We start from the raw sequence: 12,374 nt of genomic DNA on the forward strand, positions 1-12,374 counted from the left end.
GCATCGGTGCCGGTGTGCGGGTTGAACTTCGGCACCTCACCCGCACGTACGGCAACGTCAACGCGCTCGATGGGCTGAGCCTGTCCATCGAGCCGGGGGAGTTGGTGGCACTGCTCGGGCCATCGGGCTGCGGCAAGACCACCGCTCTGCGAATCCTGGCCGGACTGGAAGAGGCGACCTCCGGTGCCGTGCTGGTCGGCGGGCGTGACATCAGCTCGGTGCCGGCCAGCAAGCGGGACATGGGCATGGTGTTCCAGGCTTACAGCCTGTTCCCGCACCTGACCGTGCTGGACAACGTCGCATTCGGTTTGAAGATGCGGGGAAAGCCCAAGCGGGACAGGCTGTTACAAGCCGCGGACATGCTCGACCTGGTGGGCCTGGCCGCGCACAAGAACAAGTACGCCAACGAGTTGTCCGGCGGCGAGCAGCAGCGGGTGGCTCTGGCCCGGGCCCTGGCGATCGAGCCGAGGGTGCTGCTGCTCGACGAGCCGCTGTCGGCGTTGGACGCCAAGGTGCGCTCCCAACTGCGCGACGAGATCCGCCGGGTACAGCTGGAAGTCGGGACCACCACATTGTTCGTCACCCACGATCAGGAGGAGGCTCTGGCCGTTGCGGACCGGGTCGGGGTGATGAGTCACGGCAAACTCGAGCAGCTCGCCACTCCGGCCGTGCTCTATGCGCAGCCGGCCACTCCGTTCGTCGCCGAGTTCGTCGGCTTGCACAACAAGGTGCGCGCAAGAGTGTCCGGTGGCCGCGCCAGACTGCTGGGCGCCGAGTTGCCGACCCTGCCCGGGTCGATTACCTCAGGTGCGGGTACCGCGATGCTGCGTCCGGAGGCGATCCGGGTCCGCGAAGACCCGGACGGGCCCGCGGTGGTCGAGTCCGTGGCCTTCCTGGGGCCGACGTCTCACGTGTATCTGAGCCTGCCGGACGGTTCGCTCATCCACGCGCAGCTGCCCAGCTCCAGGGCGCGCGCGTTCAGCCCGGGTGTGGTGGTGAGCCTCGCGTTGGAGCGGGCCCCCGTGCTGGTGATCTAGGCCCCTCGCAGACGCTCACCGCTTTCCACCGGAGGGCGGTAACTTTCGTGCCCGCGCAGCCGTGGCGTGGAAAACGGCGGCGGAAAACGGCTCAGCCGGCCCTAAACGTCCTTGACCGGTTCGATGCCCAGATCGCGGTAGGTGACCAGCGCCGCGAACGGAACCCCGCGCTCGGCGAACCGCCCGGTTGCGACGTCGCCGCGGTCGACCATCGGGATCACCCCGGTGACGACGGCACCGACGGACGTCACCCGCTCATAGGCGATCTCGGTCGAACCACCGGTGCTGATGACGTCGTCGACCAGCAGCACGCGGGTGCCGGGCTCGAGCCGGGTGCCCTCGATCCACTGCTCCCGCCCGCGTGACTTCTGTTCCTTGCGTACCGAGAACCACGCCTTGCCGGTCACCATGGCGACCCCGTGGGCCAGCGGATCGGCACCCATGGTGAGCCCACCGACGGCGTCGAATTCGATGCCGCTCGCGGCCGCCAGATCGGCGACCGCCCGGCTCACGATGGCCATGCGCTCACCGGTGTCGATGGCGTACTTGCCATCGATGTAGTCGTGGCTCAGCTGCCCGCTGGCCAGCCGGAACGGTTCCTCACGGTGTTCGTAACCGCGGGTGCGGATCAAATCGAAGGCGGCTTGCCAGGTCTGCGGGCGCTCAGGCATACCAGCGATCGTATTGCACCGCCCGGTGCGGCCTCAGGCCTGCCTGGCGCGCCGGGCCAACTCGACTGTGGCCGCCCGTAACTCACCATAGGAGCTGGTCGGCGCGGCGTAGCCAACGCGAATGTAGGCCATCCCGCGTTCGGTGGTGACCCGCAGATCCAGGCCGTACCGGTCCGCGCCGGTGCACACCGCCGAGGTGGTGTCGGGGTAGCCGCCGAGGGTGCGGGCCATGTCGGCCAGCGAATCGGCGTGGTCGGCGTTGAGATGGGCGATCGCGCCTGCAGCCTGGGGCGCGACCGGGTCGGGTTCGGCGGCGGCATAGGACTCACCGGTGGCCGAGTCCATCCGGCCGTATCCGCCGACCCAGCGCACCCGCTGAACCCGTAGCACCCACAGCGAGAAGTCGCTGAAGTCGATGTAATAGCGGGCGGCGGCCACCGCGTCCAGGTGGGCCTGCCGGGCAGCGGCAACCTCGTCACCGGACGGCCGCTCGGCGATGCCGGCCAGCGTGATGCGACTGCTGGCCAACGGATCCGAGCCCGCGTCGGGGGCGACGATGGAGATGCTGGCCCGCGGGTCACGCGCGAGGTTGCGCCCGTGCTCGGCCATGTTCGACACGCACAGCACCGGCGCGCCGCCCAGGAGTCCGTAGGTGACGAACGACGCCCACGGGTCGCCGTCGGCGGTGAGCGAGGCCAGCGTGCCTGCGTTCGTCGACGCGGCGATCGTGCGGGCTTCCTCGGCCGCAGACGGACGTGCCCCCTCGGTGACCTCCGTCAGTGGGGGAGGAACCGAAGGGGCATCACCGGGGTTGCCGTGATCAGCCACCGAGCGCGGCGATCAGGTCCTTGATCTGAGCGGTCTCGGCCTCGGTCGCGGGCTCCTCGGCCTCTACGGCCTCGATGAGGTCCTTGCGCAGGCCGACGCCGTTGGCGGCTTCCTCCGTGGACAGCTTCGCGCGGCCGCGTGCCACGTAGAGACGCTGACCGAGCGTGGCGCCGGGGCCCTCGGACGCGGCCGTCATCAGCTCGTCGTAGCGGTGCCGTACGCCGCTGAGCGCGACGATGACGGACGGGGTGACGCGGCTGCGGCCCGCCGCCTCCGACAGCGACGTCTGCAGCTTGCGCAGACCGCTGAGGACGACCGCGGCGCGGTCGGCGTACTCAGGGTCACCGACCGGCGGTAGCGCGTCGATCGCTGCGACGTACATGTGCATCGCCGCATCGGACAGACCAACGATTACTGGTGCTTCACCGTCATTTGGTGCGGACTCACCCACAGGCCATCCCTCGTCGAATGTTCGTGATCGCCGGCCCATAGCCGACGAGGAGATCAAATGCGGGAAAAACGTAACCCGTCGCCGTCTCTTATTCAACCGTTAGTTTTTCCGCAAACACCTGCGCGTGGGCGAATCACGTTGCTGCAGGATCATTTCGGAGTCGCTATGGCCGTCGGCGGACGCGTGCAGGTGTCGGGAGCCGTTCGAGTGGGTACGTTGGAAGGCTGATGGACAACGTTCAGAACGGCCACTCGATGGTCGAGCATCCGACCGCCGAGGAATTCGTCCACGCCAGAACGCTGCCGACAGACCGCGACTGGTTCAAGCGGGCGGTTTTCTACGAGGTCCTGGTCCGCGCGTTCTACGACTCCAACGCAGACGGTGTGGGCGATCTGCGGGGCCTGACGCAACAACTCGACTACCTCAAGTGGCTGGGCGTGGACTGCCTCTGGCTGCCGCCTTTCTACGATTCGCCCCTGCGTGACGGTGGCTATGACATCCGGGACTTCTACAAGGTGCTGCCCGAGTTCGGCACGGTGGAGGACTTCGTCACGCTGCTCGACGGCGCGCACCGCAGGGGCATTCGCGTCATCACGGACCTGGTGATGAACCACACCTCCGACTCCCACGCCTGGTTCCAGGAGTCGCGACACAACCCCGACGGTCCGTACGGCGACTTCTACGTCTGGAGCGACAGCAGCGACCGCTACCCGGATGCCCGCATCATCTTCGTCGACACCGAGGAGTCCAACTGGACCTTCGACCCGGTGCGCCGGCAATTTTATTGGCACCGCTTCTTCTCGCACCAGCCCGACCTGAACTACGACAACCCCGCCGTGCAGGAAGCCATGATCGATGTGCTGCGGTTCTGGCTCGATCTCGGTATCGACGGTTTCCGGCTCGACGCGGTGCCGTACCTGTTCGAGCGCGACGGCACCAATTGCGAGAACCTTCCCGAGACGCACGCCTTCCTCAAACGCTGCCGCAAGGTCGTCGACGACGAATTCCCCGGCCGGGTGCTGCTGGCGGAGGCCAACCAATGGCCGGCTGATGTCGTGGAGTATTTCGGTGATCCGAACACCGGGGGCGACGAATGCCACATGGCGTTCCACTTCCCGTTGATGCCGCGGATCTTCATGGCGGTGCGCCGCGAGTCGAGGTTCCCGATCTCGGAGATCCTGGCCCAGACGCCCGCGATACCGGACATGGCGCAGTGGGGCATCTTCCTGCGCAACCACGACGAGCTGACGCTGGAGATGGTCACCGACGACGAGCGTGACTACATGTACGCCGAATACGCGAAGGATCCGCGGATGAAGGCCAATGTCGGTATCCGCCGGCGGCTGGCCCCGTTGCTGGAGAACGACCGCAACCAGATCGAGCTGTTCACCGCACTGCTGCTGTCCCTGCCCGGCTCGCCGGTGCTCTACTACGGCGACGAGATCGGTATGGGCGACATCATCTGGCTCGGCGACCGCGACAGCGTGCGCACCCCGATGCAATGGACGCCGGACCGCAACACCGGGTTCTCAACGGCCAACCCCGGCCGGCTGTACCTGCCGCCGAACCAGGACGCGGTGTACGGCTACCAGTCGGTCAATGTCGAAGCCCAGCGCGACAGTTCGACATCGCTGCTGAACTGGACTCGCAACATGCTTGCCGTGCGGGGCCGCCACGATGCGTTCGCCGTCGGGACGTTCCGCGAGCTGGGCGGCTCCAATCCGTCGGTGCTGGCCTATGTGCGTGAGCTCCAGGAGGAACCCGGTGTCGAGGGCGATGCCATCCTCTGCGTCAACAATCTGTCGCGGTTCCCGCAGCCCATCGAACTGAATTTGCAGGAGTGGAACGGGTATACGCCCATCGAGATGTCCGGCTACGTGGAGTTCCCCAGTATCGGCCAGCTGCCGTACCTGTTGACGCTGCCGGGACACGGGTTCTACTGGTTTCAGCTCCGCGAGCCCGAACAAGATCCTGGAGTACAGCAATGAGCGTCGAATTCGGTGACTGGCTCAGTCAGCAGCGGTGGTATGCCGGCCGCGGTCGCGAGTTGACCGCCGCCACACCAGGTTTGGTGGTCTCGCTTGGCGACGACCTCGATCTCATCTTGCTGAAGGTGTCTTACGCAGACGGTGCCACCGAGCGCTATCAGGTGCCGGTGAAGTGGGATGCCGACCCCCTCGACGAGTTCAGCTCCGTGGCCACGATCGGCAGTGGCGACGGCCGGACCGCCTACGACGCGCTCTATGACCAGGGTGCGGCGCGATACCTGTTGGAGACGATCGACCGTTCGGCCACTGTGGGCGAACTGCGGTGCAGCAAGGAGCCCGGCGCCACCCTGCCGCTGGACGCCCCGCCACGGGTGTCGTCGGCCGAACAGAGCAACACCAGTGTGGTGTTCGGGCAGGACGCCGTGCTCAAGGTGTTCCGCAGGATCACCCCGGGCGTCAACCCCGACATCGAACTCAACCGCGTACTGGCCAGGGCCGCCAACCCGCATGTGGCCGCCTTGCTCGGGTCGATGGAGATCGATTGGGACGGTGAGACTTTCGCGCTCGGTATGGTGACCGAGTTCGCCGCCAACTCTGCCGAGGGTTGGGACATGGCCACCGCGAGCACCCGCGATCTGTTCGCCGAAGGTGACCTGTATGCCGACGAGGTGGGCGGAGACTTCGCCGCCGAGTCCTACCGTCTCGGTGAAGCGGTCGCCTCGGTGCACGCCTGCCTGGCCGAGGAGCTCGGTACCGAGCGCGTGCCGTTCCCGGCCGAGCTCATGTCCACTCGGCTGGCGACCGCCGCGGAGGTGGTACCCGAACTGCGCCAACATGTCTCACTGATCGAGGACCGCTACCGCAAGCTGGCCGACGAGCAGGTGAGCGTGCAGCGGATCCACGGCGATCTGCACCTGGGCCAGGTGCTGCGGACCCCCGAGCACTGGTTGCTGATCGACTTCGAAGGGGAGCCCGGCCAGCCGCTGCAACTGCGCCGCAGCCCGGATTCCCCGATGCGGGACGTGGCGGGCATGGTGCGGTCGTTCGAATACGCGGCGTACGCCCGTCTGGTCGAGTTGGCGACCGAGGACGACCGGGCCCGCCAGTTGGCCGCCCGGGCCCGCGAATGGGCCGACCGCAACAGCACGGCGTTCTGTGAGGGTTATGCCGCGGTGGCCGAAGCGGATCCGCGCGAACATGGCGCTCTGCTGGCGGCCTATGAGCTGGACAAGGCGGTGTACGAGGTGGCCTACGAGGCGCGGTATCGGCCTTCCTGGCTGCCGATACCACTGGGATCGGTGGCGCGTCTGGTCGGCTGAGGCCGACCCGCTATCTTCATTAGTATGCCTAATCAGCCCACGCGCCGATCGGCGTCCGGTGGGCTGCTGATCGCGGTCCTCGCGGCCGCGGGTATCAGCGTCTCGCTCATGCAGACCCTGATGATCCCGCTGATCCCGCAGCTGCCCGCGCTGCTCGACACCAGCGCGGCGAACGCGTCCTGGGCGATCACCGCGACACTGCTGACCGGCGCCGTAGCCACGCCCATGCTGGGCAGGCTCGGAGACATGTACGGCCCCAAGCGAATCCTGGTGCTGTGCGCCGCACTGCTGTTTCTGGGCTCGCTGATCGCGGCCCTGACCACCTCGCTGATCCCTCTCGTGATCGGCCGCGGCCTGCAGGGATTCGGTGCGCCGGTGATCCCGCTGGGCATCAGCGTGCTGCGCGCGGCCTTGCCCGCCGAGCGGGTGGGCTCGGCGATGGGACTGATGAGCGCCTCGCTCGGGGTCGGCGGTGCGTTGGGTCTGCCGCTGTCGGCGGTGATCGCCGAACACTTCGACTGGCATGCCCTCTTCTGGTGTTCGGCCGCACTCGGCCTGGCCTCCGGCATCCTGTTCGTCCTGCTGGTGCCCGACCTGGAACCGGTGTCGTCGGACCATCGCTTCGACCCGATCGGCGCCCTGGCCCTGGGCGCCGCTCTGGTGATGCTGTTGTTGCCGATCTCCAAGGGCGGGATGTGGGGCTGGGGCAGTGCCACGACACTTGGCCTGTTCGCGGCCGCGCTGGTGACGTTCGCCGTTTTCGCGTGGTGGCAGTACCGGGCTCCCTCGCCGATCGTGGACATGCGGACCACGTTGAAACGGCCTGTGCTGCTGACGAATCTGTCGTCCATCGCGGTGGGTTTCGGCATGTTCGCGTTGTCCCTCGTGGGTCCTCAGCTGTTGGAGATGCCCCGGGAAACGGGATTCGGGCTGGGGCAGAGCATGATCGCCACCGGCCTGTGGATGGCGCCGGGCGGGCTGGCGATGATGGCGGCCGCACCGGTGGCCGCGCGGGTGCTCGCCGTACGCGGGCCGAAGCTCGTGTTGGTGATCGGCAGCGCGATCATCGCCACGGGCTACCTGGCCGGCACCGTCTTGCTCGGCAGCCCGGCCGGGGTCATGGTGTTGGGCCTGATCGTGAGCTTCGGGGTCGGATTCGCCTTCGCGGCGCTGCCCGCCCTGATCAACGCCGCGGTGCCGGTGTCGGAAACCGCGTCCGCCAACAGCATCAACTCACTGGCCCGCTCGCTGGGCACCTCGATGTCGAGCGCGGTGATGACCGCGGTGCTGGCCCAGATGACCGTCACGATCGCCGGGCACGCGCTGCCCTCGTTGCCCGGATTCCGGGTCGCATTGTTGATCGCCGCGGCTGCGGCTGCCGGCGCCGCCCTGATCGCCATGGCGATACCGAAAGCGCCCGAGAATGCCTCAGAGCGTGGCGATCTCGTAGCTGTCGAGCTGGCCGACCAGCGTCCGTAGCTGATCGGCGGACGAGCCCAGGGTGTGCTCGATCGCGGTCAGCCGGGCCGCGTAGTGGCCGACGGGGTATTCCGCGGTGACGCCGATGCCACCGTGCAGCTGGATCGACTCTTGCGCGATGTGCCGGCCCGACCGTCCGATCTGCAGCTTGGCGCGTGCCGCGATCACCGGATCGAGCTCGCCGTCGGCGATGGACATCGCTGCGTAAGTGCCCATGCTGCGCGCCAGCTCCAGCGACATGTACATGTCGGCTGCGCGCTGCGTCAGGGTCTGGAACTTGCTCAGCGTGACCCCGAACTGCTTGCGCTGCTTGAGGTAATCGGTGGTCAGCCGCAGCGACTCGTCCATCACGCCGACGGCCTCGGCGCACAGGCCGGCCGAGATCCGCACCAGGGCATTGGTGATGGCACCCGTCGCATCGGTGGCCTCACCCAGCGGCTCGGCGGGCGTGGCGTCGAAATCGATCTGGGCGCCGCGCAGGCCGTCGAAGGTGCGGTAACCCTGCCGGGTGACGTTCGCCGCGTCCACCAGGAACAGCCCGGATCCACCGTCGGGAAGGGCCGCGCTGACGATCAGCGTGTCGGCGATGTCACCGGCCAGCACCGGGTTCTTGGTGCCGCTCAACGTCCAGCCGTCACCGCTGCGCGTAGCGGTGGTCGTGAGGCCTGCCGTGCCGCGCACGCCCGGCTCGTCGTGCGCGAAGGCGAGGATCTTCTCACCGGCGGCGACGTCATCGAGAAGTGCTCGTTGGGCATCGGTGCCCACCTCGGCGATGATCGCGCCGGGCCCGATGGCCCCGTGTAGCACCGGCTCGGGAGCCAGCCGGCGCCCGATCTCGTTCAGCACCACCATGATCTCGATCTGGCCACCGGAGTCCTCGTCGAAACCCAGTCCCAGAACGCCGATCTCGGCGAGCTGTCCCCAGACCTGGCGGTCGAATCCGGGCTCGGACTCCACCACCTTGTTCCGCTTTTCGGTGTCGTAACCCGACAGCAGGTCCCGGGTGGTGTCGGCCAGCAGGGTCTGTTCGTCAGTTAGCTGAAAGTCCATGGCTCAACTCACAATCCGAGAATGGTGGACGCGATGATGGTGCGCTGCACCTCGTTGCTACCGCCGTAGATCGAGGTCTTGCGGTAGTTGAGGTAGTGCGGGGCGGCGTGCTGGGCCCACTCCGGTGAGGCGATATCGCCTGCCTCGTAGGGCAGCGAGTCGGCGCCGGCCACCTCGACCAGCAGTTCGGTGGCGGTCTGCTGCAGCTGGCTGCCGCGGAGTTTGAGCACCGACGAGGCCGGGCTGGGCTTGCCGTCGGCCGAGTCCGAGGTAACCCGCATCTGGGTCAGTTCCAATGCCAGCACGTCGTTCTCGGCCTCGGCCAGGCGCGCGGCGAACAGCGGATCGGCCAGTAGGCCGTTGGCGGTGGCGCGTTCCTTCACCTCGGCCAGGCGAACCTTGGTGCGGGCCACCTGGGCGATGCCGGTGCGCTCGTTGCCGAGCAGGAACTTCGCATAGGTCCAGCCCTGGTTCTCCTCGCCGACCAGCTGGTCGGCGGGCACCCGGACGTCCTCGAAGAACACCTCGTTGACCTCGTAGCTGCCGTCGATCAGCTTGATCGGGCGCAGCGTGATGCCCGGCGTGTTCATGTCCATCAGCAGGAACGAGATGCCGGCCTGCTTCTTCGGGGCCTGCGGATCGGTGCGGACCAGGCAGAAGATCCAGTCGGCGTGCTGGCCCAGCGTGGTCCAGGTCTTCTGACCGTTGACCACGTAGCTGTCGCCGTCGCGGATCGCGGTGGTGCGCAGCGAGGCCAGGTCGGATCCGGCCTCGGGCTCGGAGAAGCCCTGGCACCACCAGATGTCGAGCGCCGCGGTCGGCGGCAGGAAGCGTTCCTTGACCTCCTGGGAGCCGAACTCGGCGATCACCGGGCCGACCATGCGGGCATTGAAGGTCAGCGGCTCGGGGACACTCGCCAGCTGCATCTCGTCGAGCCAGATCTGGTGCTGGTTGGGCGTCCAGTCCCTGCCGCCCCACTCGACGGGCCAGTTGGGGACCGCGAGGCCGTGCTCATGGAGGATTTTGTGCGCGGTGACGATGCCCTCTTTGCCCAGGGGCAGGCCGAGCCGGTTTCGTTCGCGAAGCTCGGCGGGAATCTTCGTCGTGTAGAAGGTGCGCAGCTCATCGCGGAAAGCTGCTTCCTCCGGTGTGAGCGCCAGTTGCATGACCGTCTCCCTCTCGGTGGATCTGACTGCACACTAAACCACCCGGTTGGTTGGGCTTGCGAGGGTCCGCCGCTCTAACGCACCAGGCGGCGCAACAACAGCGAGGCGACCGCCACACCGAGCACCGCCGAAGCGATCAGCACGGCGATGTCGAGCGCCCAGTTGGTTGGGGTGCCGATCAGCAGCCCCCGCAACGCGTTGACCTCATAACTGAGCGGGTTGACGGTGGACAGCCAGCGCAGCCACGTCGGCATGATGTCGACGGGATAGAGCGCATTGGACGCGAAGAAAAGCGGCATGGTGATCGCCTGGCCGATGCCCATCAGCCGGTCCCGTTTGCGCACCAGCCCGGCCAGCGTCATCGACAGGCAGGCGAAGAATGCCGCGCCGAGGGCCACCACGGCCATCGCGGCAAGGATGCGTAGCGGATTGACCGTCATCGCGATGCCCATCAGATATGCCAGGGCCACCACCCCGAGCACCTGCACCACCGAGCGCACACCGGCCGCGAAGGCCTTGCCCGTCACCAGTGCGGAGGCCGGTGCCGGGGTGACCATCAGCTTGGCCAGGATGCCGGCGTCGCGGTCCCAGATGATCTGGATGCCGTAGAAGATCGAGATGAACAGGGCCGATTGGGCGATGATGCCCGGCGCCAGAAAGGCCAGGTAGGGCACGCCGCCGGTGTCGACGACGTGCATCCGGCTGAAGGTCTGGCCGAAGATCAACAACCACAGGGCGGGCTGCACCATGCGGGTGAACAGCTCGGTGCGGTCGTGGCGGAGTTTCTGCAGTTCGACGAGCGCGAAGGCCGACATCCGCCGGGCCATCGCACGCACCCGGCGCATCCCTCGTGGGGCCAGGACCAGAGCATCAGCTGACACGGCGGGCCGTCCTGCGAGTCGCGCGCACCTCGCGCATGCCGCCCGACTGTTGTTCGGCATCGGTCAGATCCGAACCGGCGTAGTGGCGGAAGACGTCCTCCAATGACGCGTCCTCGGCCACGGTGGCCTTCACCACCCGTTCCTTCAACTCAGCCGGGGTACCGACAGCCTGTAACCGCCCGTGGTGCATCAGGGCCACCCGGTCGCAGAGGGCGTCGGCCTCGCCCATGTAGTGCGTGGTGAGCAGCACCGTCATCCCGAACTCGGCCTGCATCCGGTCGACCTGGTTCCAGACGCCGTCGCGGGCGATGGGGTCCAGCCCGACGGTCGGCTCGTCGAGGATCAACAGCAGCGGGCGGTTGACCAGTGCCTGTGCCAGCTCGAGCCGGCGCACCATTCCACCGGAGTAGCTGCCCGCCACGGTGTCGGCGACATCGAGCAGCTGCATCGATTCCAGGGCCTGGTTCACCCGGTCTCTGCGTTCGGCGCGTGGAACGTCGTACAGGCGCGCGAACAACTCGACGTTCTGCCTGCCGGTCAGCGCCGCTTCGATCGAGAGTTGTTGCGGGACATAGCCGATGTTGTGCCGGATGTCCATGGTGCGGCGGGAGGCGTCGAGGCCGAAGATGCGCACCTCGCCCTGCTGCACCGGTGTGAGCGTGGTCAGTACCCGCACCGCGGTGGTCTTGCCCGCGCCATTCGGGCCGAGCAGGCCCATGGTCTCGCCGCGGTGAACCTGCAGAGTGAGACCGTCGACGGCGGTGAACGCGCCGTAGCGGTGGGTCAGCTGGTTGCAGTCGATGGCCGGGGAGGTCGCCGGGGAAGTCACTGCTCCCCCTCGTGCAGCAGCCGGGTCAGTTCGCTCATCACGTCCAATCCGTGTGCCAGGGCCTTGATCTGGCCGTCGTCGAGCTGGGCCAGGGCGGCGGTCAGCGCTGCCCGGCGGGCGGCGCGCGACTCATCGGCTATCGCTTGCGCGGGTGGGGTGAGCCGCAGACGGACGACCCGGCGATCCGAATCGTCGGGGGTCCTGATCAGCAGCCCGTCGGCCACCAGCCGGGACACCAGCGTGGACGCGGTGTTGGGCACCAGGCTGAGTTCGGCCGCCGATTCCCGCACCGAGATGTCCGGCCGACGGCCGACCAGGCGCAACAGCTCGCCCTGCGACTGCGTCAACCCGGTGGCGTCGAATCCACCGCCGGTGGACCGGCGCAGCTGCCTGCGGAACCGGCCGACGACGGTGAACAGCTCGCTCACCAGATCGCGTAGGTCCTCCATGCGGGCCACAATACCTCTGCTACAGAGGTATTGGGATGTGAGAGGTCTGCCGATGCGCGCGAAATGAATCGATGTAATCGGGGTGAAAGGCCGCCGGGATCCCCCGCAAGAGGCCGCAGCCGTGGCCACAGGGTAGTTGCCGCCGCTCTTCGGCTCGTACCCCCCAGCCCGCCCGGCCAGGGACATCGAACAAGCGCTCAATGTCTACTTAGGCGGCCACGGCTGC

The 12,374-nt window shown here is 67.5% G+C and carries 12 protein-coding genes; 4 read left to right on the forward strand and 8 right to left on the reverse strand.

Going from position 1 to position 12,374, the window contains the following annotated elements:
• Window positions 1–2: 2 nt before the first annotated feature.
• A complete protein-coding gene (locus tag QQ25_RS05560) occupies window positions 3–1,037 on the forward strand; it encodes an ABC transporter ATP-binding protein (protein WP_039327210.1) in 1,035 nt (344 codons plus the stop codon).
• Window positions 1,038–1,138: 101 nt separating this feature from the next.
• On the opposite strand, the gene QQ25_RS05565 is transcribed toward QQ25_RS05560, so the two are convergent.
• From QQ25_RS05565 to QQ25_RS05575, 3 genes are read right to left on the reverse strand one after another with little or no spacing between them, the layout of a single operon-like run.
• Window positions 1,139–1,708, reverse strand: coding sequence for an orotate phosphoribosyltransferase (locus QQ25_RS05565; RefSeq protein ID WP_039326381.1), 570 nt, complete (start codon window positions 1,706–1,708; stop codon window positions 1,139–1,141).
• Between the two features lie 33 nt (window positions 1,709–1,741).
• Window positions 1,742–2,536, reverse strand: a complete 795-nt coding sequence (locus QQ25_RS05570; RefSeq protein ID WP_039377608.1) for a HugZ family pyridoxamine 5'-phosphate oxidase — start codon at window positions 2,534–2,536, stop codon at window positions 1,742–1,744.
• Window positions 2,529–2,918: a hypothetical protein gene (locus tag QQ25_RS05575; RefSeq protein WP_039327207.1), complete on the reverse strand. Its 390-nt coding sequence runs from the start codon at window positions 2,916–2,918 to the stop codon at window positions 2,529–2,531. Before QQ25_RS05575 ends, QQ25_RS05570 begins: the two co-directional genes overlap by 8 nt.
• 296 nt (window positions 2,919–3,214) lie before the next feature.
• Here QQ25_RS05575 and treS point away from each other — a divergent pair, with 296 nt between their 5' ends.
• Genes treS through QQ25_RS05590 form a run of 3 tightly spaced genes read left to right on the forward strand, consistent with a single transcriptional unit; the run spans window position 3,215 to window position 7,773 of the window.
• Window positions 3,215–4,975, forward strand: a complete 1,761-nt coding sequence (treS, locus tag QQ25_RS05580; protein WP_039326377.1) for a maltose alpha-D-glucosyltransferase — start codon at window positions 3,215–3,217, stop codon at window positions 4,973–4,975.
• On the forward strand, window positions 4,972–6,294 hold the full coding sequence (locus tag QQ25_RS05585; protein ID WP_039377610.1) for a maltokinase N-terminal cap-like domain-containing protein: 1,323 nt from the start codon (window positions 4,972–4,974) through the stop codon (window positions 6,292–6,294). Before treS ends, QQ25_RS05585 begins: the two co-directional genes overlap by 4 nt.
• A gap of 24 nt (window positions 6,295–6,318) precedes the next feature.
• Window positions 6,319–7,773, forward strand: a complete 1,455-nt coding sequence (locus QQ25_RS05590) for an MFS transporter (RefSeq protein WP_039377612.1) — start codon at window positions 6,319–6,321, stop codon at window positions 7,771–7,773.
• On the opposite strand, the gene QQ25_RS05595 is transcribed toward QQ25_RS05590, so the two are convergent.
• From QQ25_RS05595 to QQ25_RS05615, 5 genes are all read right to left on the reverse strand, one after another.
• Window positions 7,723–8,823 carry an acyl-CoA dehydrogenase family protein gene (locus tag QQ25_RS05595; RefSeq protein WP_039377613.1) on the reverse strand — a complete coding sequence of 367 codons (1,101 nt, stop codon included), beginning with the start codon at window positions 8,821–8,823 and terminating at the stop codon, window positions 7,723–7,725. The two genes, QQ25_RS05590 and QQ25_RS05595, sit on opposite strands and share 51 nt — an antisense overlap.
• An 8-nt stretch (window positions 8,824–8,831) precedes the next feature.
• Window positions 8,832–9,989 (reverse strand): acyl-CoA dehydrogenase family protein, encoded by a 1,158-nt coding sequence (locus QQ25_RS05600; protein WP_039377614.1) that lies wholly within the window; start codon window positions 9,987–9,989, stop codon window positions 8,832–8,834.
• A gap of 74 nt (window positions 9,990–10,063) precedes the next feature.
• Window positions 10,064–10,816 carry an ABC transporter permease gene (locus tag QQ25_RS05605; protein WP_039327204.1) on the reverse strand — a complete coding sequence of 251 codons (753 nt, stop codon included), beginning with the start codon at window positions 10,814–10,816 and terminating at the stop codon, window positions 10,064–10,066.
• A 43-nt stretch (window positions 10,817–10,859) separates the two neighbouring features.
• On the reverse strand, window positions 10,860–11,699 hold the full coding sequence (locus tag QQ25_RS05610; RefSeq protein ID WP_039326366.1) for an ATP-binding cassette domain-containing protein: 840 nt from the start codon (window positions 11,697–11,699) through the stop codon (window positions 10,860–10,862).
• The gene (locus tag QQ25_RS05615) at window positions 11,696–12,148 is read right to left on the reverse strand and encodes a MarR family winged helix-turn-helix transcriptional regulator (protein ID WP_039326365.1); all 453 of its coding nucleotides are present in this window, start codon (window positions 12,146–12,148) and stop codon (window positions 11,696–11,698) included. Before QQ25_RS05615 ends, QQ25_RS05610 begins: the two co-directional genes overlap by 4 nt.
• Between the last annotated feature and the right edge of the window lie 226 nt (window positions 12,149–12,374).

It is taken from the genome of Mycolicibacterium setense (genome assembly GCF_000805385.1).
In the GTDB taxonomy this organism is placed as follows: domain Bacteria; phylum Actinomycetota; class Actinomycetes; order Mycobacteriales; family Mycobacteriaceae; genus Mycobacterium; species Mycobacterium setense.